Annotated in this window: 17 protein-coding genes; 8 read left to right on the plus strand and 9 right to left on the minus strand. The window is 40.6% G+C overall.

The annotated features are described in order from the left end of the window. From XEN7305_RS29805 to crtR, 3 genes are all read left to right on the plus strand, one after another. On the plus strand, window positions 1-221 hold a 221-nt coding region (locus XEN7305_RS29805; protein WP_238568995.1), incomplete at its 5' end, for a hypothetical protein. Between the two features lie 16 nt (window positions 222-237). Continuing rightward, entirely contained in the window at window positions 238-765 is a 528-nt protein-coding gene (gene purE, locus XEN7305_RS16390; protein WP_006510588.1) for a 5-(carboxyamino)imidazole ribonucleotide mutase, read from the plus strand. 153 nt (window positions 766-918) lie between these two features. Next, window positions 919-1,791 carry a beta-carotene hydroxylase gene (gene crtR, locus XEN7305_RS16395; protein ID WP_006510589.1) on the plus strand — a complete coding sequence of 291 codons (873 nt, stop codon included), beginning with the start codon at window positions 919-921 and terminating at the stop codon, window positions 1,789-1,791. A gap of 218 nt (window positions 1,792-2,009) precedes the next feature. On the opposite strand, the gene XEN7305_RS26840 is transcribed toward crtR, so the two are convergent. Together XEN7305_RS26840 and XEN7305_RS16405 are read right to left on the minus strand one after the other, a co-directional pair. Next, window positions 2,010-6,044, minus strand: coding sequence for a filamentous hemagglutinin N-terminal domain-containing protein (locus XEN7305_RS26840; protein WP_006510590.1), 4,035 nt, complete (start codon window positions 6,042-6,044; stop codon window positions 2,010-2,012). 307 nt (window positions 6,045-6,351) lie between these two features. Continuing rightward, window positions 6,352-6,897, minus strand: a complete 546-nt coding sequence (locus XEN7305_RS16405) for a TetR/AcrR family transcriptional regulator (protein ID WP_006510591.1) — start codon at window positions 6,895-6,897, stop codon at window positions 6,352-6,354. A 194-nt stretch (window positions 6,898-7,091) separates the two neighbouring features. Here XEN7305_RS16405 and lpdA point away from each other — a divergent pair, with 194 nt between their 5' ends. Next, on the plus strand, window positions 7,092-8,516 hold the full coding sequence (gene lpdA, locus XEN7305_RS16410) for a dihydrolipoyl dehydrogenase (RefSeq protein WP_006510592.1): 1,425 nt from the start codon (window positions 7,092-7,094) through the stop codon (window positions 8,514-8,516). Window positions 8,517-8,938: 422 nt separating this feature from the next. After that, window positions 8,939-9,637, plus strand: coding sequence for an S-layer homology domain-containing protein (locus tag XEN7305_RS16415; RefSeq protein WP_006510593.1), 699 nt, complete (start codon window positions 8,939-8,941; stop codon window positions 9,635-9,637). A 279-nt stretch (window positions 9,638-9,916) separates the two neighbouring features. Here XEN7305_RS16415 and XEN7305_RS16420 read toward each other — a convergent pair whose 3' ends face one another. Next, window positions 9,917-10,921, minus strand: a complete 1,005-nt coding sequence (locus tag XEN7305_RS16420; protein ID WP_006510594.1) for a threo-3-hydroxy-L-aspartate ammonia-lyase — start codon at window positions 10,919-10,921, stop codon at window positions 9,917-9,919. 82 nt (window positions 10,922-11,003) lie between these two features. On the opposite strand from XEN7305_RS16420, the gene XEN7305_RS16425 reads away from it, so the two are divergent. Beyond that, entirely contained in the window at window positions 11,004-11,570 is a 567-nt protein-coding gene (locus tag XEN7305_RS16425) for a hypothetical protein (protein ID WP_006510595.1), read from the plus strand. A gap of 45 nt (window positions 11,571-11,615) precedes the next feature. On the opposite strand, the gene XEN7305_RS16430 is transcribed toward XEN7305_RS16425, so the two are convergent. From XEN7305_RS16430 to XEN7305_RS16445, 4 genes are all read right to left on the minus strand, one after another. After that, on the minus strand, window positions 11,616-12,491 hold the full coding sequence (locus XEN7305_RS16430; RefSeq protein ID WP_006510596.1) for a metal ABC transporter permease: 876 nt from the start codon (window positions 12,489-12,491) through the stop codon (window positions 11,616-11,618). An 84-nt stretch (window positions 12,492-12,575) separates the two neighbouring features. Further along, the gene (locus XEN7305_RS16435) at window positions 12,576-13,322 is read right to left on the minus strand and encodes a metal ABC transporter ATP-binding protein (protein WP_006510597.1); all 747 of its coding nucleotides are present in this window, start codon (window positions 13,320-13,322) and stop codon (window positions 12,576-12,578) included. 71 nt (window positions 13,323-13,393) lie between these two features. Continuing rightward, window positions 13,394-14,356 (minus strand): metal ABC transporter substrate-binding protein, encoded by a 963-nt coding sequence (locus XEN7305_RS16440; protein ID WP_006510598.1) that lies wholly within the window; start codon window positions 14,354-14,356, stop codon window positions 13,394-13,396. A gap of 117 nt (window positions 14,357-14,473) precedes the next feature. Next, entirely contained in the window at window positions 14,474-15,223 is a 750-nt protein-coding gene (locus XEN7305_RS16445; RefSeq protein ID WP_144053295.1) for a lipopolysaccharide assembly protein LapB, read from the minus strand. A gap of 511 nt (window positions 15,224-15,734) precedes the next feature. Between XEN7305_RS16445 and XEN7305_RS16450 the strand changes: the two genes are divergently transcribed. After that, window positions 15,735-16,559, plus strand: coding sequence for a hypothetical protein (locus XEN7305_RS16450; protein WP_006510600.1), 825 nt, complete (start codon window positions 15,735-15,737; stop codon window positions 16,557-16,559). 124 nt (window positions 16,560-16,683) lie between these two features. Here XEN7305_RS16450 and XEN7305_RS16455 read toward each other — a convergent pair whose 3' ends face one another. Together XEN7305_RS16455 and glgA are read right to left on the minus strand one after the other, a co-directional pair. Beyond that, complete coding sequence (locus XEN7305_RS16455) at window positions 16,684-17,901, minus strand: homocysteine biosynthesis protein (RefSeq protein ID WP_006510601.1); 1,218 nt, start codon at window positions 17,899-17,901, stop codon at window positions 16,684-16,686. Between the two features lie 36 nt (window positions 17,902-17,937). Continuing rightward, on the minus strand, window positions 17,938-19,362 hold the full coding sequence (gene glgA / locus XEN7305_RS16460; protein ID WP_006510602.1) for a glycogen synthase GlgA: 1,425 nt from the start codon (window positions 19,360-19,362) through the stop codon (window positions 17,938-17,940). Between the two features lie 146 nt (window positions 19,363-19,508). On the opposite strand from glgA, the gene XEN7305_RS16465 reads away from it, so the two are divergent. Next, window positions 19,509-20,018 carry a PAM68 family protein gene (locus tag XEN7305_RS16465; protein WP_006510603.1) on the plus strand — a complete coding sequence of 170 codons (510 nt, stop codon included), beginning with the start codon at window positions 19,509-19,511 and terminating at the stop codon, window positions 20,016-20,018. The last annotated feature ends 218 nt before the right edge of the window (window positions 20,019-20,236 follow it).

Raw genomic sequence — 20,236 nt, forward strand, 5'->3', positions numbered from 1 at the left:
GGCAGAGGGCAGCGGTGAGACCCCGCGCCGCCGTCAGGCGCAAGGGAACGCTCACCAAGAGAGAGGGCAGAAGGATAAAACTACTTCTAACTTATCCCTTTAGGTTGAATTTCTCCACTTCTTTAAGTGGAACATGGCATAGTGGGAGAATTAGACTCACCACTATGCCAGTTACCTTCTGCCTTCTGCCTTCTGCCTTCATTCTTCTGCCTTCGGTTTAAGAAACAAAATTTGCCAATGATCCAAAAATCTCAAAACCTTGTCGGCATTATTATGGGTAGTGATTCTGACTTGCCAACGATGCAAGCGGCGATCGCGGTATGTGAAGAATTCGCTGTTGGTTGCGAAGTTGCGATCGTTTCTGCCCATCGCACTCCCGACAGAATGGTTGATTATGCTCGAACTGCCCATGAAAAAGGACTAAAAGTTATTATTGCTGGGGCAGGTGGGGCAGCTCATTTGCCAGGAATGGTAGCGTCTTTGACTCCTCTGCCCGTAATTGGTGTGCCAGTAGCCACGCGCAATCTTCAAGGTGTGGATTCTCTCTACTCCATTGTGCAGATGCCCAGAGGCATTCCTGTGGCAACAGTTGCGATCGGTAATGCCCAAAATGCTGGACTATTAGCCGTGCAGATTTTGGCTACCAGCGATAGTCAGCTATTAACCAGAGTGCAGCAATATCGCCAAGACTTGGCTGCTATGGTCTTAGAGAAACAAACAAAATTGGAGCAATTGGGTTATCAGAAATACTTAACCCAAATGTAGGAATATACAGAAAAAATAAACAATGTATATATCCTTTACAACCTAGAATATAAGATTAAAGAGTACTTTACAAATCTTTACTCCGATACAGGATATATTGTAAACTACCCAAGGAAAATGTATATGTTGTCAAGATAAGGAGCAAAAACTAAGATGCAGTCGGCTCAGACGCTGCGAAAAGCGCCAAAAGAGTATATTAAGCCTGATGGTGGCTTAAATCCCAATGTATTGATGACGATGACCGCTCTGATGCTAATTGCCTCTTCTGTATGTGGTTATTTTTTGTGGAACTTTCCCGCATGGTATTGTTTTGCCGTTAATGTTTTGGCATTACATATTTCGGGTACTGTAATCCATGATGCATCTCATAACAGTGGTCATAAAAATCCTATAGTTAACTCTATTTTGGGTCATACTAGCGCTTTAATGTTAGGTTTTGCCTTTCCTGTTTTTACTCGTGTGCATTTGCAGCATCATGCCCATGTGAATGACCCAGAGAATGATCCCGATCATTTTGTCTCTACTGGTGGGCCTTTATGGATGATTGCTGCACGTTTTTTCTATCACGAAATATTCTTTTTTAAAAGGCGTTTGTGGCGCAAGTATGAGTTATTAGAATGGTTTTTGAGCCGCTTATTTTTGGCGACTATTGTTATTTTGGGAATCCACTATGACTTCATGAACTATGTCATGAATTTCTGGTTTGTCCCAGCTTTGGTTGTGGGTATTGCTCTGGGATTGTTTTTCGATTATTTGCCCCATCGTCCCTTTAAGGAACGCGATCGCTGGAAGAATGCCAGGGTTTATCCTGGTGCGGTTTTGAATCTTTTGATCTTAGGGCAAAATTATCATCTAGTTCATCATCTTTGGCCTTCGATTCCCTGGTATAACTATCAGCCTGCTTATTACGAGATGAAGCCTTTACTTGATCACAAAGGTTGCGAGCAGTCTTTGGGATTACTCGAAGGGAAGAATTTTTGGAGTTTTCTATACGATATCTTTTTGGGGATTCGTTTTCATCATTGAATGAGGGCAGATGGCAGATGGCAGATGGCAGAAGGTGGACTTATTGAGAAGTCCTAGCTTACGTAATTGATTGCTGAAAGAAAGGTTAATTAATACTTATCGTTTAGGGAAATAGGGATGTAGGGAACTAGGGAAATCTAGCTATTGTTATTCCCCAAACCCCTAAAACCCCAAATCCCAACTTGTAACGAGAAGTATTGAAAGGGTAATGGGTTATTTTAGGAAGCTGGGCTACAGTTGTCTGCAATATGAGGCGTGCGAGTATTGTTATTTCCTGTTGCGTGGGCAGTCAAGATAACTTGACCATCTTCCGTTTTAACGACGCCTCTAGCGGGATAAATGTCTCCAGTATTAGTTTTGATAGGTTTAATCTCTGGGTATTGGGCTTGCAGTTGGGAAGTGGTAATTAGTTCATCTACCAAAAGAGTCTCAGAATCAAAAGGTTCGATAGGTTGAGTAGGGATGCCACCTTTCCCTTTGATAGTTAAACCCCCAGATTTGTCCGAGGTTCGGGAATTTTGACAAGCTTGAGCAACAGTTTGCCCTGATTCAATCGGATTATTCGGTAATTGAATATCGGTTTGAATAGAATTGATATCAGGAGTAAAAATAGAAATCGTGCCATCTAACCCAAATTCAGAACTGGCATTGATGTCGTTTGTTATTTCATTCAAGGGACGTTCTTCTATACCAAAAAGCGACTCAGCAGTAATATTGATATTGCCGCCATTCCCTCGCCCGGCATTAGCGATAATATCGTTATTTTGATTAGGAAAAGCAATGATGAATCGACTATCAATAGTGATATTGCCGCCATTTCCTTCATTCAAAGCTTGTGCGGAAATCAAACCGCCATTTTGTAAGATGATATCTTCAGCAACTTGCAGGGCAATATTTGCACTTTCCCCAAAAGGAGATTGAGTGGTCGCAATGATTCTGCCATCATTTAGTAAGTTAATAGAATTAGCTTGTATATTAATATTTCCTGGTTGTCCCGTTCCAGGTGGAAAAGTAGAGTTTTCTAAACTAGGAAAATTACTAGCAGCAATCGCTGCACCATTATCAATAGTTAAGTTTTTTGTAAAAATATTCACGTCCCCGCCATTTCCACTACCTTGTAATGCACTAGCAAAAATACCACCACGTCCATTTTCTGTAACTCCACTTAATTCGATAGATTCAGCAGCAGTTATAGTCAGAGAACCTGCATTTCCACTTCCTAAAGTAATTGCTGAAATTGCTGCCCCATCTTCAACTGTTAATCTTCGGGTTTCTAGAATTAAGTTCCCGCCATTTCCTGTAGCATTTTCAACGAGAACATCTACTTCAATGCCTCCTGTGCCAGATACATTTATCGAATCTAAAGCATTAATAGTAATCGATCCTCCACTCCCAGTGTTAGTAACAGAACCATCGCCTAAAATATCTGCGGAAATAAAAGCACCATTAGTTACAGAAAGGTTTGCTGTATTAATTTCTATATCACCTGCATCTCCTACACTATTAAATGTATCAGCCAAAATACCACTAACTACCTGAATATCGCCGAGCAAGCCAGTACCATCTACAGAAACAGTATCGCGGGCATTAATAATAATATTTCCACCCTTGCCAACTCCAGAAATACCGACATCAATATCTCCCCCATTACTAATAAACAAAGAACCTGTATCGATAATAATATTGCCCCCATTTCCTTCAGCATCAGCTAAGGTTTCCGCGCTTATAAAACTAGGTGATATGTTAGCATTACCTTGCTCGCCAATGGTAATTTGTTCAGAATTAATATTAATATTTCCTCCATTTCCTTGTCCGAAAAGTTGTGAAGAAATAAATCCATTTCTAGAAAGATCGAGATTTTGAGTATTAATATTAATAGTTCCTGCATCGCCAGTACCAGTTGTAAATATATTGCTTGATATTTCACTAGCTAAAGTAGCTGATAGATTTGTTGTAGTAGCTTCGCCAAAACCATCAATTTTAATTGAATTGGCAACATCTATATTAATGTTTCCACTATTACCAGTTCCACTAACTAAACTTGAAATGGCTGCTCCGTTGGTCAAAGTAAAATTTTGTGCTGTAACATTTATTTCTCCAATGCTACCTGATGAGTTTTCTGGAAGATTGTTGATGATCCCACTACGTCGAAATGACGTGATAGCATCAAAAGTAATATCCCCAGTAGCATTTAAAGTTATATTGCCAATTCTAACTGTTTCTTGTTCTTCGGAAAAAGCAGTAATATTTCCACCATTTTGAAATGTAATATTTCTCGCACTGATATTAATATTACCTGGATTACCAGTAGCAAAACTACTATTAGTAATGAAAGTTGAATTATTACTATCTAACTCATCTATAATTAAATCTTCTTCTAGATTAATAGTGACATTTCCAGCCTGTGCTTCTAGGGAACTATTATCACTGCTAATCCCAGTAAAAAAACTACTACCAGAAGTAATTGATAAATTCTTGGCATTTACGTTGATAAAACCGCCTGTTGCGCCAACAACAAAAATATTAGAATTATTACTAAAAAGGACATCTTCTGTCGCATTTATTGTCACATCTCCTGCTTGTCCATTGGCAACATTAAAAGCAAGCAATCCTGTCCCATTGTTAAGACTTAAAGAACCTGTCGTTAATTCAATATTTCCCGCATTTCCTTGGGCATTATCACCAGAAACAAAAGTGCTAATAGCCGTATTAGTTGAAGAAGTAGGATCGCTACCTTCAAGAACAATAGAATTGCTAGCATCAATGGTGACATTTCCAGCATTACCTTGCCCTCCACTAACAGTATTGATAGAACCGCGATCTCTTAAGGTCAAAGATTCAGTCGTAATGTTAATGTTTCCAGCATTGCCTACAGCATTAGAACCAACATTACTAAACACACCTGTACCAACATCACTATTATCCTGACCATCGATCAAGATATTTACTGAATCAATACTAATATTTCCAGCATCACCTTGACCTGATGTACTGGCATTAATCAATGCACCACTACTCAATTCTAGAGAACTAGTAGTAATACTAACATTGCCTCCATTACCAATAGCATTAGTAGTAATATTGGATGAAATTGTACTGGTATTTCCTTGACTCTCTAAGGTTATAGATTCACTAGCATTAATGGTAATATTTCCCGCATTTCCTTGTCCTAAAGACGCCGTAGAAATTAAAGCACGATCACCTAGAGTTAAATTTGCTGTCTCAATTGTTATGTTCCCGCCATCAGAAACACCACTGGGAAAAACTCTATTGGAAATAGCACTAACAAAATTCAGTTCATTTTCAATTCCACTAATAGTTAAAGATTCAGCAGCAAAAATTGATATTTCTCCTCCAGATTCTGAACCTAAAGTATCGGCTGTAAACCCTGAAACACCAGTAATAAAAATATTATTGCCTGCAACATTAATATCTCCACCACCTACACCACTAGCATCAATATTGCTTCTTCCCGATAGTGAGATATCACTAAAGTTTTCAACTGCTGAATAATCAAAGCTTAATCCATTATCTACAGAAACAACATTAACTTGACCTCCATTAACGCTGCCAAGCTCAACTCTTCCACCAGCAGTTTTGACAACAGCATCTTCAAAATTGAGATTACCACCAACTAAGCTAAAAGTAGCATTAGAATCGACCCGTAAAGCTTCTTGAGTATCAATTATTTCACTATCAAAAGGTCTTGCACCATTCCCATTTCCTCTAACAGTAATATCTCCTGGATTATCTCGGAAACTCAATCCAATTGGAGCATTAATTGTCAATAAAGGTGGATTGTCTAAATTAGTCGCGCTAAATTCTCCATCAGGAAAGATAATACTGTCGGCAGTGCTACCCAGAAAAGAACCGCCAATATTCAATCTGGCATTTCGTCCGAAAATAATTCCTGCGGGGTTAATCAAAAAGAGATTAGCTGTTCCCTGAGCACCCAGCAATCCGTTGATATTGGAAATATTGCCACCAGTCACTCTAGAGAAAATATTGACTATATCCGCCGCATTATTAAAAAATGCCGAACCCCCATTGGGAACCGAAAACTCACCAAAACTATGAAACAAATTACCGCCAGCGCGATCGCCCTGCTCGATAGTAAAATCATTTCCGTTAACATCAACTCTAGTGTTTGTAGTGCTATCAGGAGTGACTTGTGCCGTGACTGAATTCAAGCAAATACCTTGAACAAGAGTAAAGCAGCCCAAAGAGAATAGTAGTGACAGTCCTTGTTTCATCTTGTTACTTTCCCCCCCAAATTGATAATCTAATTTAGTTTTCAGTAATTATACATATAAAAACTAGGATAAATGGGTAGTCTCACACACTATTTACAGAAATTAACTTTATTTGAAATCACTTAGAATCCATCTTTTATGCTTCAAGATGTATTGACTTGCAGCACAAAAAACGAGCCGTCAATTATCATTCTTTTTAAGTTAAACCGCCTGAATTGCCAAAAGTTATCTTTAACGGGTCTTCGCCCTCTGCCCTCTGCCCTCTGCCTTCACCCCGTCAGGGGCTCTTGACTTGCGCGTAGTGGCACTAGCTATCTAACAAAATTTGCGGCAGCTTTGCGATCGCCCGCTGAAAAGGTTCTTTATTATTACTAACCCTAACTAAAACCAAAGCTCCTTGAATGAGCATAATAGCATCTTCAGCTCTTTCTCTAGCTTGTTGCGACTCAATACCTGTTTCCTCAACAACATTAGCTAAAGTATCAATCCATTTCTTGAGAGACTGTTTTAGCTGTTGGTGAAATAGATTATCGGCTTCCCCCACCGACATCACCGAGAGAAGACAGGGTTCTTGCCCAGTTTGATAAAACTCATCTATTCCTTGGCACATAGCCAGAATTCGCTCTTGCGGTGGCTGCTCTGACTTTAAAGGGGTGAAAATATGCTGATTAATCCAATTGCCAATATATTCCAAAACTGCCGCCGCCATCTGTTCCTTGCCACCTTGAAAATGATGGTAAAGGCTAGCTTTTTTTAAACCTGTTGCTGCCGATAACCGAGACACTGTAGCGCCCTCGTAACCATAATGGCGAAATACTGGGATTAGTTTCGTAACTATTTGTTCTTTGGACATGTATGAGACTTTATTTTAATTCTATGATACCGAATGTTCGGTACGACTTCTTTTTGACCCAAAAACTAACACCAGTCTTCATCCTTAAAGTAAACCATCTGCCTTCTGCCTTCTGCCTTCTGCCCTTAATTGACCATTCTGGGGAGATTTAACTTTAAAATAAGAGTTTGGAGAAATTATAGAAGTAAAGCATAATGAGCAAATTTGATTACGATTTAATTATTATTGGTGCGGGAGTTGGCGGACATGGTGCGGCCTTACATGCCGTCAAATGCGGATTAAAAACCGCAATTATTGAGGCTGGGGATATGGGAGGGACTTGTGTTAATCGTGGTTGCATTCCCTCTAAAGCTTTGCTGGCGGCCTCAGGAAGGGTTAGAGAATTTAATGATGCTCATCATCTGCAATCTTTGGGCATTCAGATAGGTGGAGTGCAATATGACCGCGGTGCGATCGCGGATCATGCGAATAATTTAGTTAGCAAAATCCAAGGTGATTTAACCAATAGTCTCAAACGTCTCAAAGTAGATATTCTTCGTGGTTGGGGTAAAGTTACAGGCAAACAAAAAGTAACAGTTGCTGGTGATGGCGGAGATAAAACCTATACAGCTCGCGATATTATGCTTTGTCCTGGTTCGGTTCCCTTTGTGCCTCGTGGCATTGAAATTGATGGTAAAACCGTTTTCACTAGTGATGATGCAGTAAGACTAGAATCGGTTCCCGATTGGGTCGCAATTATTGGTAGTGGTTACATTGGTTTAGAATTTTCCGATGTTTATACAGCATTGGGCAGTGAAGTCACCATGATTGAAGCTTTAGACAATTTAATGCCTGGTTTTGATCCAGAAATCGCCAAAATTGCTAAACGCACTTTGATTGCAACTCGTGACATTGAAACCTATACCGGAGTTTTTGCCACAAAAATAACTCCCGGCAATCCTGTAACTATTGAATTGACCGATGCGAAAAGCAAAGAAGTCATTGAAGTGTTGGAGGTAGACGCTTGTTTGGTTGCAACAGGCAGAATTCCCGCGACAAAAAATCTTGGGTTAGAAAGTTTAGCCGTCGAAATTGACAAACGAGGTTTTATTCCTGTCAACGATAAGATGCAAGTCCTCAAAGATGGTCAGGCGGTCCCTCATCTTTGGGCTGTTGGAGATGCGACAGGTAAGATGATGTTGGCTCACGCAGCATCAGGACAAGGAGTCATTGCGGTCGAAAATATTTGTGGCCGAGCGAAAGATATAGACTATCGTTGTATTCCCGCCGCTGCTTTCACCCATCCCGAAATTAGCTATGTAGGGTTAACAGAAGCCCAAGCTAAAGAGTTGGGAGAGAAAGAAGGGTTTAAGGCAGCAACCGCAAAAACCTATTACAAAGGTAATTCTAAAGCTTTAGCTGAGGGCGAAACCGATGGCATGGCCAAGGTTATTTATCGCAAGGACACAGGAGAATTATTGGGCGTACATATTATAGGTATCCATGCTTCTGATTTAATCCAAGAAGCGGCTAATGCGATCGCAAAACGGGAATCTGTGACCAACCTCGCATTCAATGTCCACACTCATCCTACTTTGTCTGAAGTATTAGACGAGGCTTATAAACGGGCAACGGCCTAGCGGAAATAGTGCATACAAGATGGGTATTTTATTGCCCATCTACACAATTTGAATCAGTTGTTTAGTCTTTTGTTGATAGCTATGATAATTTGTCAAAATTGAGGTCAGAATCTCTATTGTGATTTGAAATTTAACACTGGCATAATTAATATTTATGCTATTTTTTTACAGCTACTCTTAAAGAAACTTAATTATCAACTTTACTTAAAAAAACAATAGACTTGAACAATAATAGACAAAGAGAGCGCAATCTTAATGTAATTTTAATATTACCTGATCATTTTTTAATGATAATATTTTCTCTAGTTTAATTAATCAATTCTTATTGAAATAAGTAATTGGTTTATATTTTTTGATGTCAATAATTTGATGTCAATAATTTTAGTATTCAAAACTAGTAATTTATTTTGGAGAAAGAAAACATGAAACTTTTTTCTAGTGTTAAAATTGCAGCAATAACGGCAACAGCTTTAGGTTTCTCTGCCGTTCCTGGACTTGCACAAACAACTTTTTCTGATATTGAAGATAATGTCTATGAGACAGAAATTGGAAAAGCGTCGGAAATGGGCATTGTCAAGGGATTTCCTGATGGTACTTTTCGACCCGATGATACAGTAAGCCGAGAGCAAGCCGCAGCAATGATAGTTCAAGCAATCAACGGAATAGTATCTATTGATCTTGATAGCAGACCTCCTCAAAGATCCAATGTTAACCCTTTCAATGATGTATCTGATGATCGTTGGAGCGCTAAAGCAATCAACTGGATGCAATGGAACCTTTACCCAGCAAATGTCGCTCAACTGACAGGTAATTTTCGTCCAGAAGATCCCATTACTCGGATAGAGTTAATTGATTTTTTGAGACGCACAGGAGAACTTGTTAGTATCAAATTGACAGGAAGTGCCGAGTTGGATGAAACTGTTGAACCAATAAAGTTTACTGATGTAGTTGGCTACGATCAAGTACTCGCATCTCAAATGTCAGCTTTTTGTCGAGTTGCATCACCACTAAATGAAGAAGGTGATGCTTTTGCTCCTAACGAAAAAGCCACTCGTGACTACGCTGTCGCGGCAATTGTCCGTGCTGTTACTTGTGAATCAAAAGAGCAGCCCACAACTTAATAATCAAATATAGTTTGGCCCTAGTATCAACCACAGGGGCTTGTCATAGGGAAGAAGTCTAAATAAAAAAGTAGAATTCCTATGAATTTTGATACTGATAAACGCTTGTGGTGAAAGTGAACGCAAAAAATAAAGATCGCAAAACGAGAATCTGTGACTAACCTTGCATTCAATGTCCACACTCATCCTACTTTGTCTGAAGTATTAGACGAGGCTTATAAACGGGCAACAGTTTAAATTAAACGAATTTTAAAAAAGATAGGTTTTCGGTTTTAGGTGTTACTTAAAACCTTTCCCTGTTCCCAAATAATCACCGATATCTAGATTCCCCCCGCTGATAATGACGCCGACTCTTTTATTGGGTGCGGTGACAATATTCTCCAGTAATGCAGCAGTGGCCAATGTTCCCGTGGGTTCCACCACGATTTTGAGACGGGATAACAAAAAATGCAATGTCCGAAGAATCCCATCCTCCGAGACTGTAACCATTTCATCAACATAGCGTAAAACTAGAGGAAAAGTTAATTTTCCCAGGGAAGGAGTTCTGGCTCCATCAGCAATAGTATCCGGGTTATGAACCGTATGTAATGTTTTGCTATAAAAAGATTTGGTAGCATCATCTGCCTGTTCTGGTTCAACACCAATGACTTGACAGTTGGGAAGTCGGGCTTTGGTCGCGATCGCAGAACCCGATAGTAAACCACCGCCACCACAACAAACTAGCAGCAGATCTAAATCTCCTCCCACTTGCTCAATTAATTCTTTGGCTGCGGTGCCTTGTCCCGCAATGATATCAGAATGGTCATAGGGCGGAATAATGACCAAATCTTTTTCTTGAGCTATTTGTATTGCCAACTCTTCGCGGATTGTTTCCGTTGGCTCATAGAGAATGATTTCGGCTCCATAACCACGAGTCGCTGCCAGTTTAACTTCTGGAGCATTCCTCGGCATGACAATAGTTGTGGGAATATCTAACAGTTTGCCAGCCAGTGCGATCGCTTGAGCATGGTTTCCCGAAGAATAGGTGATGACACCTTGTTGCTTTTGCTTCGCCGATAATTGGCAAAGAGCATTATAGGCTCCTCGAAACTTAAAAGAACCAGTCCGTTGCAAGTTTTCACATTTAAAAAACACTTCGGCATTGGTTAGCTCGTTTACAGTACGAGACGTCATAATCGGCGTGATATGGGCCTGGTTTTTCAGGTTCTCAGCCGCAGCTTCTATCTGAGAATATTTGACAGGTAAAATATTCTCTTTGGCAATTTTGAGGTCAGATTTATTCATCGGCGATTTGATCTAGAAGAACTATAATTAATTAAAATCAATATAAAAACACAATTAAGAGCTCTATTGTCAAAGAAGAAAAATGTTCATCAGATCAAGTATTACTAAATTGCTTATTTTACTTGGTTCTATAGTAATTAACTCAGGTAAAGTCGAAGCTGTAGTTTTTGAGTTTAGTGATTATAGCCCAGTAGACCAAAACTATTCGGCAAGTGGTTTTTTTGATATTGATGATAATAGTGCGCCATTAGGAGAAGTAGATTTCGCTACAGAATTGCTGGATGCTCAAATCACAATTTCAGATGGGACTAACGAATATGTTTTAGATTTTGCTGATGACATACAACAAAATAGCTTAAATGGTGTTGAGATAGTTGGCTCCACACTAGACTTTTCCACAGCGACAAGTGGTATTTTCAGGATGAGAAATCCCCCTAATTCGGGTTTTTTCGCGATAAATGGCAATCAAGATTGGACTAGGGTTGGGTTATCGCCATCCAACTTTGATCAGGACTCTCCGAGCATCCTAACTGCAAAAGCTATTCCCTTTACATTTTCACCTACCTTAGGGCTTGGCATTATCGGGGGAATACTAGCGGTTTATAAGCTACAACAAATAGGATCTCGCAAGTTGGACAACAAAAGTTAAGCCTTATCTTTGATTTATTATTCTTTGGTTTATTATCAGGACAGGTCAGAGTACAGAAATAGTTTGTTTGGGAGTTTGCTTGGCCCGTCCCTGGTTGAGTAAACCGTATTTGGGGGCAAAAACCATAGATATCACAAATATCAGACTTAGCAAGATCACGATACAGCCACCGGTTGGGACATCTAAGTGATAACTAAGATAAGTTCCCAGCAAACAGGATAAAACACTTGTGCCGACAGATATCCACAACATATGATCAAAGCGATCTGTTAATAAATATGCAGTCGAACCAGGAGTAACTAGCATGGCAATTACTAAAATAATGCCCGCAGTTTGTAATGCTGTCACAATGGTCAGGGCGAGTACTGATAATAATGTGTAATACATAAATTTAACATTTAATCCGATCGCCTTGGCATGATTGGGATCGAAACAAAACAGTAACAAGTCTTGACGTCGCAACAGGATAATTCCCAACGTCAGCAGACCGGCAATTAGAGTTTGAATAATATCTTCTGCGGAAATGCCCAATACATTGCCAAAAAGAATATGAAATAAATCAATATTAGTCGGAATCTTAGTTGATAACACTATGCCAAAAGCGAAAAAACCAGTAAAGACTACCCCAATGACGGCATCTTCTTTGAGACGAGTTTTTGCCTTCACATAGCCGATCGCAACTGTAGCCCCAAACCCAAAGATAAAAGCCCCCAGAGCAAAAGGAAGACCCAGGGCATAAGCAACAACCACTCCAGGAACAACTGCATGGGACACCGCATCCCCCATTAATGACCAACCTTTGAGGGTGATGTAACAGGACAAAACTGCACAAACCACTCCCACAAAGGCACTAACCCAAAGTGCTTTGAGCATAAAGCCATATTGCAAGGGTTCAGTGAACCAATTTAATATTTCATTCATAGATTAGGTTTTAGGTTTTAGGTTTTAGGTTTTAGGTTTTAGGTTTTAGGTTTTAGGTTTTAGGTGTTAGAGACAAAAAAATGCTCACTGATAACTGATAACAGTCGGAAGTCCGCCAAAAGTCATGGATAGATTTTCCTCGGTGAAGACTTCTTCGGTGATACCATCAGCCAGAATCGTTTGGTTAAGCAGAATAACGCGATCGCAGAAGGTTGAAATTGAAGCCAAATCATGGGTAGAAACCAAAATCGTATGCCCCGCATCTCTCAATTGCAACAGAAGATCAACAATGCTTTTTTCCGTCTTGACATCTACTCCTGTAAAGGGTTCATCCAAGAGCATAATTTTGCCTTCTTGCGCCAAGGCTCTGGCGAGAAAGGCTCGTTTCTTCTGGCCTCCAGACAATTCTCCAATTTGGCGATCGCTAAAATCACTCATGCCCACCCTGGCTAAACTTTCTTTTACCAAACGACGGTCTTGGGCTCGGGGAATTCGCAACATATTCATATAGCCATAACGTCCCATCATCACCACATCGGAAACACTCACCGGAAAATTCCAATCCACTTCATCTGCCTGGGGGACGTAGGCCATTAATTGTTTTTTCTGGGCTTTCTGAATCGATAGGCCATCAATATATACCCTGCCCTGAGTCGGTTTCAAAAAACCCATAATTGATTTGAAAAGAGTAGACTTGCCACCACCATTAGGGCCCACCAAGCCTGTTATTTTCCCTGGTTGTACCTGACAATTGGCATCATAAAGCGCTAATCGAGCATTATTGTAGGTGACGCTAATATTATCAACTGTAATTCCTAAAGATAAACTCATGAATGGCCTCTCCGTAATCTAGGTTTTAGGTGTTGGGTTTTAGGTTTTAGGTGGTGATTAAAATGTGAATATTACTCATTAGCATTACTGCCGAGTAAGGCTTGGGTAATAGTTTGGGCGTCGTACTCTAATAAATCTAAAAAAGTAGGAACTGGCCCATCTTTCGTCGAGAGAGAATCTACATAGAGAGTTCCCCCATAACTAGCTCCGGTTTCTTTGCTTACTTCTTTCTGTCCTTCGTTGCTGACTGTGCTTTCGCAGAAAACTGTGGGTATATCATCTTCTTTGACCTGTTCGATTACCTTTTGAATCTGTTTCGGTGTCGACTGCTGTTCGGCATTAATCGGCCACATATAAATTTCTTGAAGTTGGTAGTCGCGAGTTAGATAAGAAAATGCCCCTTCACAAGTTACAAGAGAACGTTGATTGGGCGGCAATTGAGCGAGATCTGTGGCCAATTGTTGGTCAATTGCTTGGAGTTTTTCACTATAGAATGTCGCGTTGGCATTATAGGTATCTGCATTGTCAGGATCGAGTTCGACAAAAGCCCGACGAATATTTTCGACATAAATCAAGGCATTGCGCGGTGACATCCAAGCATGGGGATTTGGCTTGTCTTGATAAGGGCCCTCTGCGATCGCTATTGGTTCAATGCCTTCGGTTAATAATACAGAGTCAACATCACCCAGGTTGTTATAAAACTTTTCAAACCATCGTTCCAAGTTCATGCCATTGTAGAGAATAAGATCGGCATCCTGAGCTTTGGTCAGATCGCTAGGAGTTGGTTCATAACCATGAATTTCCGCCCCAACACGGGTAATCGACTCAACCTCTAATTTATCCCCAGCAATATTCTGAGCGATATCTGCCAAGATGGTGAAAGTAGTAACTACTTTCTTTTTTTGATTGACTTGCGCGTTATTCGGGTCGATTGCAGGGGAAGATTGATCGCGCGGGGCATTACAGCCGCCTAACCACAATGTTAATAATATTCCGACAGATATCACTGTCCTGGAGAAGACAGGTTTGTTCATAAAAAATTGCTAGTCTTTTCATAATTCTCTCACTTTTCATAATTGTCTCATAATTGGTTCCGAACTAGCAATATTCAATTAGCATTTAGTTTTGATTAACTATTTTGTTGCCAGATTTTAAAGGCTATTTTTAATTTGATCCTTAAAGGCTGGTGGAGCAAGATCAAAAGCCTCTTCCAATAAAGGTTGTGCCGCTTCAATATCGCCTTGTTTTTTCAATAACAGAGCTTTGGCGAAGATGGGTCGAAAATCTGATTCATGGGCAGCAGCAATTTCATCATAGAGGGTGATCGCGTCAGCATATTTCTCTTCTTCGGTATAAATTTCTCCCAGCAATAACTGTATCGAACTCAGATCGACATTGGGGTTATCTTGAGCATTGGCTTCTTGAGCTTGAGTTAAAGTATTTTGCAGCAGGGCGATCGCTCTTTCTGGCAGATTTTGCGTTAAAAATAAATTAACCAAACCGCCCAAAGCCATAACATTTAGCGGAGCAGCCGCTAGAACATTTCGATAGGCTGAAGCGGCACCTTCATAATCTTCGGCATATTGCTTCGTTTGTCCTAAAAGAATCGCATATTCAATGATGTTGGGATGAATTGTCGCTAAAGTTTCCAAGGGTGCGATCGCGCCGAGGAGATCTTGCTGCTGCAATCTAATACTGAGTAATTCTCGTAATGCGGTTTCATTCTCGGGTTCCCTGTCTAAAACCTTTTGATAGCCGCTAGCTTCTGCTTCGAGTTTGGCATTTTCTTGAGCCGAGATGCGAGCCACTTGCTGGGCATTATCTTGGGCTAGGATTTTCGTTTCTTGGACAATGCTCCCCACCAAGGGCAGTCCCGAAAATATAATGAGAGAAAACAACATTACAACCAGTACTATATAAACCCCGCGGCTTCTTTTATTTTGCATTATCCTATTGACTTATGAATGAATTTACTTAACTGAAAATTAACAAAGATTTTGCCTGAAAAACGATGAAGAATAAATAACAAATTATGAATTAAGAGCTTACTTTTATATTTTATGGGGACTTTAAGCTTCCTTGAAGGGTAATTGGGCCAACTTCATCATTTATCCCCCAAGTAAAGACATAGTTATTCATAATTTTGACGTTAAAAACCTTTATTGTTCATCATTTTTCGTTCTTACTTTTGTTGACTAGAATAGGGAGACTGTCCTAGATTGGTACTCTATAGCTAATGATTCTGTCCTGAGATAACTTATTCTGAGCGCGGAATTATATTTGACTTTATCAATTGTAATGAGTATTTACTTATTGGGCTCTTGCTACGAGCCATTTTAATCCCTATCCCAAGTTACATCAATAATCTCTTTTACACCGAGTTTACAGTCTTCGTCACCCAAGGAAACCTCTATGAATTTGCCTCAAAACCCCCCTACTCCTTCTGATAATCAGGAGCTATCACCCAGACCATCCATTCCCGTTCCACCGACCCCTGCCATCACAACCCCAGTCACGAGTGAGGCAGAAGAGAGTACAGACAAGAGAACCCAACCGATTCCCCCTCCTTCCCATCCTCGACAATATAGAGCGATCGGTTTAATTAAAGGAAAATATCAACCCACAGATGAAGATCAAATCACCCAGGGTAATTTAACCACATCCGAAGGCATAGCAATCGATGCAGTTTTGTTGGGCCGCACGATTAGTTTGGTAAAGAAACATTTAGATTTGACCGAAGAACATTTATGGGTGGTCTATCCTCGCACTAAAGTTGATAGTGACCATTTACATGTTCAAATTGTGGGGGTTTGGGAACCAGAAACCCTTGATAAGGATCAAGATGAATCCTTGGCTTCGAGTGAGGAAGTAGAAGCAGGTTATTTTTCGATTAGAGGAGAAGTAATTTTCTTTTCAGAAGATGAAGAGGTCATAATTGTTAAAATTAAGCAATTTCCTCGCAAAGAAGGAGAAAAACCGAAGTTTTTCAAACTCAAGCTCAAGGGAGTCATGGACAAAAAACCCTTAAAGCGTTTTTGGGACTTTGATGTTCATCTCGAAGGAGAAACCCTAGTAATCAAAGAAGGAACTGATTTAGGTTTTGCCCAGAAGAAACCCAAATTCAAGAAAAAATTCAGTAAAAAACCCATCACGAAAAAAGCACCTGTTGGGAAACCCAATGTCAGTTCCGCTGCAACTTCCCGCCCCAAACCCCGAATCAAAAAGCCTAGTAGTTGAGGGCAGAAGACAGATGGCAGATGGCAGAAGGCAGATGGGAAAACCATTAGAAAATAAAATTTCCTCATCCTTCATCCCTCATCCCTCATCCTTTATCCTTCATCCCTCATCCCTCATCCTTGATTCACTGTCTCGGATCTTGGGGAATGAAAGCGCGATCGCTCGGAAGTGGGGCCACGGGTTCGGTGAGAGTGAATTTTCCCTCATCGATTTGTTGTTTTAATTCTTCGGCCACTTGTCGGGAAAAGGAAATGCTGGCTAGAGGGGCAGAGCGGATGGATTTCCCCTCTAGGGTGATGCGCCCAGTTTTTAGTTGTTCATAGGTAACCAAGCCGAAAGTGGGTCGAACTCGACGAGGAATAGAAAAATCAATAACCGGTGCCACAATTTCTGTGTCTTGGATCGCACAGGCTTCTATGACCGACTCATCTAAAACTGGTAAAGGAATACCGACACCAATCATTAACGACGAGCCGTAATTTTTGAAATAGCAGCCGCGAACCCAATTAGCATCCATCTGTTTGGCATCCCCAATCAAAGCAACAGTGGCAGCAGGGCCAATAGGCGTATTATTGGGTAAGCGTTTTTGCAGGGGGAAATGCTGGGTTCCTTCCCAAGCGACATAACCAATACCCCCACCTAGCCAAATTTTGGTACCAATTCCCACTAGCTTGAGGTCAGGATCATTAAGTAAAGGGGAAATTGCTCCTGGATTGGAATAAACTGCATTAGCGAGTTCTGGTTGTAACGTCCCTAGATAGGTAAATAGAGGGCGATCGCTGCCGTTAACCCCGACAATGAAATTTTGGTATAAATTCCGCGGATTGAATAGATAAAATTGATTGATATTATCTTTGGTAATGGTATTTTCAAAGGCCGCCCGTGGATAACAATCGGTTTGCTGCCCTATGGCCTTAACGGTAATTGGCTTGCCGGCAATGAGATCCGCAATTACATGACCACCGCCGCGCCGCGCATTACTGCGAGAACGGGAGCTGGCATCACCTAAATTATTCGGGCGATCGCTACCAGGTTCAATATTACTATAATCGACCATAGCTGTGGCTCCGAGATACAAATCCACTGCCCCAAAACCCGCATAGGCAGGAATGCCATCAAACCAACATTGACGAATTTTAATCGGCGGATCTGTATGGCCTAGATTGAGAATGGCTCCCGAAGATTCCATCGGCTCAAAGGTACCAGTACAAATTACATCGATTTCCTTAAAAGCTTGACTAGTTCCAATATCTTGAACTTTCGCTTTCAGTTCTTCTACCGTCCAAGTAACTGCTTTGCCACGGCGTATTTTCTCGTTGATTTCGGCAATACTTCGCTTCATAAGCTGTTATGGATTTGAAAAATTAACTATCGAATGTCAGGCTTTAAGAGCGGCAATTTTTTCCTGTTCTTCTTTGGTCAAATCAGCCGATTCCCCAATGATTTCCTTATACATTTTGATATATTCTAGGGCAGATTTGAGCCAGCTGAAATCTTGACTCATCCCTCGTTTTTGTAACTCTTGCCATTTGTCTTTATAGTGAAAACCTTCCCAAGCACGAACCATGGAAGTATATAAATCTAGAGGTTCATAGCGATCAAAACAATAGCCTGTACCACTATTATCAATCGGATTGTGATGAGATACTGTATCAACTAATCCTCCGGTACGGCGCACAATTGGCACACAACCATAGTTCATAGCCATCATCTGAGAAATGCCGCAAGGCTCAAATTTGGAAGGCATTAAAAAGACATCGCAGCCACTATAAATTCTCCTGGCGATCGGATCGCTGTAGAGCAATTGTACCGACATCCGACCTCGAAAATTAGCCGACATTTGCCATAATTGAGTTTCGTAGTCGCGATCGCCTGTACCCAAAACTACTAACTGAGCATTTGTATAGGACATAAAGCGCTCAAGTATCTGCAAAATGAGCTCGATGCCTTTTTGCTCAACCAATCGTGAGACTACTCCCATCAAAAGAGCATTATTGTCCACACTCAAGCCCAATTCTTGCTGCAATGTAGATTTATTAATTGATCTCTTATCAAGACTATCTGGGGTAAAGTTCTGTTCTAAAAAGCGATCGCTTGCCGGGTTATAAGCCTCTGTGTCAATTCCATTAACAATGCCCCGCATTTTCCCACTCACAAAAGAGAGTAAACCCTCAAGTTTTTCGCCATATTCAACAGTTTGAATTTGTTGAGCATAGGTTGGGGAGACAGTACTCACTAGATTGGCAAATTGAATTGCCGCAGCCATAGTATTGTGCCCCTGCATATACCAAGGACACCAGGTAATCTTGTCCAATGCTCCACGCCAAGGCCCTTGGTAAGCCAAATTATGAATCGTAAATACTGTGCCAATATCAGAAGTTTCATGAAACCAGACAGGTAGCATTCCCGTATGCCAATCGTGACAATGGACAATCTGGGGTTTCCAATGATTCCAACAAAACTCCGCTGCACCATTGGAGAAAAAAGTAAACCGCCAATCTTCATCCTCTCCACCATAGATATTGTTGATGTCAAAGGCAGGATGACCAAATAAATAAAGAGGGACATCTGTTCCTGGCAAAACAGATTCATAGACAGCAAAATCATTAAACATTGCATACCCCCACCACACAGGATCTTTGGGGATATCTAATTTATTATGAAGAAAACCATAATAAGGCATAAAAATACGAACATCATGTCCAAGTTGGCGCAATATTTTCGGTAAGGAACCAACCACATCTCCCATGCCGCCTACTTTAGCGATAGGCGCCACTTCTGCTGCCACAAATAAAATTCGCATTTTTTTTATCCTTCGCTTCCTCTTCAAAATTTCGCACTGTCAGTGATTATAGTAGGGAGTCGGGGCGAGAAGATAGTAGTAACCGAAATTCCCTTGGAACTCAGGATCAATTAAGATTTAATTTAATAATTATTTAATTAAATTCTATGTCCGATAAATCATCTAAAAACCGTTTACCTTTTGAACCCAGTCAGAATAAAAAGAAAAAAACTGAAAAAACACCACCTCAAAATTCTGCTGTTGCCCCAAAAACCAAGAAGAAATCTCAGAACAAATCCCAGACGAAATCTCAGAAAAAATCAAAGAGAGTTAGCAATCCAGATGCCAGCTTATCAGCCATCCCCAAAGACGTTAGTCGGCGGATGGCACGTCGTATGGCAATCTTCTCGGGGATTCCGACTCTTATTGGCATTTCATCCTTTTTTATATTTTATTGGTTATTTTCCCAGGAGATTTTGGAGTTTCCTCCCTATTTAGTTTTCTTTTTTACGGCTGGATTTTTTGGCTTGGGAGTTATTGGTTTAAGCTATGGCATTTTCTCGGCTTCCTGGGATGAAGATCGTGTTGGAGGAATTGTCGGAGCAGCAGAATTTAAGACTAATTTTGATCGGACAATTGGTGCTTGGAAAAGTGAGCGGCAGAAAAAGTCTTCTTAGTTTCTGTAGAGGCGAACGGCCGTTCGCCTCTACCAATGCGATCTGTTGTGAACATAATTTAATACCGATATCAAAAGAACAAGGAAAATCCTACTACATCGTCATTTCAGGTAGGGCATGAGTTCACCGGCGACTTTTTCGATTGATTTAGAGAGTGGCCGGGAGAGGTGAGGATCTTGCTTGTCTACTATTGCTACCCTCCTCTCAGACAATACAAG

Source organism: Xenococcus sp. PCC 7305, assembly GCF_000332055.1.
GTDB lineage: Bacteria > Cyanobacteriota > Cyanobacteriia > Cyanobacteriales > Xenococcaceae > Xenococcus.

Excerpts from the sequence above, each read along its gene's own strand:
- lpdA (WP_006510592.1), top strand. The coding sequence starts at position 7,092 with ATGAGCAAATTTGATTACGATTTAATTATTATTGGTGCGGGAGTTGGC.
- glgA (WP_006510602.1), bottom strand. The coding sequence starts at position 19,362 with ATGCGAATTTTATTTGTGGCAGCAGAAGTGGCGCCTATCGCTAAAGTA.
- XEN7305_RS16430 (WP_006510596.1), bottom strand. The coding sequence starts at position 12,491 with ATGAATGAAATATTAAATTGGTTCACTGAACCCTTGCAATATGGCTTT.
- XEN7305_RS16425 (WP_006510595.1), top strand. The coding sequence starts at position 11,004 with ATGTTCATCAGATCAAGTATTACTAAATTGCTTATTTTACTTGGTTCT.
- XEN7305_RS16415 (WP_006510593.1), top strand. The coding sequence starts at position 8,939 with ATGAAACTTTTTTCTAGTGTTAAAATTGCAGCAATAACGGCAACAGCT.
- XEN7305_RS16450 (WP_006510600.1), top strand. The coding sequence starts at position 15,735 with ATGAATTTGCCTCAAAACCCCCCTACTCCTTCTGATAATCAGGAGCTA.
- XEN7305_RS26840 (WP_006510590.1), bottom strand. The coding sequence starts at position 6,044 with ATGAAACAAGGACTGTCACTACTATTCTCTTTGGGCTGCTTTACTCTT.
- XEN7305_RS16455 (WP_006510601.1), bottom strand. The coding sequence starts at position 17,901 with ATGAAGCGAAGTATTGCCGAAATCAACGAGAAAATACGCCGTGGCAAA.
- purE (WP_006510588.1), top strand. The coding sequence starts at position 238 with ATGATCCAAAAATCTCAAAACCTTGTCGGCATTATTATGGGTAGTGAT.
- crtR (WP_006510589.1), top strand. The coding sequence starts at position 919 with ATGCAGTCGGCTCAGACGCTGCGAAAAGCGCCAAAAGAGTATATTAAG.
- XEN7305_RS16440 (WP_006510598.1), bottom strand. The coding sequence starts at position 14,356 with ATGAACAAACCTGTCTTCTCCAGGACAGTGATATCTGTCGGAATATTA.
- XEN7305_RS16435 (WP_006510597.1), bottom strand. The coding sequence starts at position 13,322 with ATGAGTTTATCTTTAGGAATTACAGTTGATAATATTAGCGTCACCTAC.
- XEN7305_RS16405 (WP_006510591.1), bottom strand. The coding sequence starts at position 6,897 with ATGTCCAAAGAACAAATAGTTACGAAACTAATCCCAGTATTTCGCCAT.
- XEN7305_RS16465 (WP_006510603.1), top strand. The coding sequence starts at position 19,509 with ATGTCCGATAAATCATCTAAAAACCGTTTACCTTTTGAACCCAGTCAG.
- XEN7305_RS16420 (WP_006510594.1), bottom strand. The coding sequence starts at position 10,921 with ATGAATAAATCTGACCTCAAAATTGCCAAAGAGAATATTTTACCTGTC.
- XEN7305_RS16445 (WP_144053295.1), bottom strand. The coding sequence starts at position 15,223 with ATGTTGTTTTCTCTCATTATATTTTCGGGACTGCCCTTGGTGGGGAGC.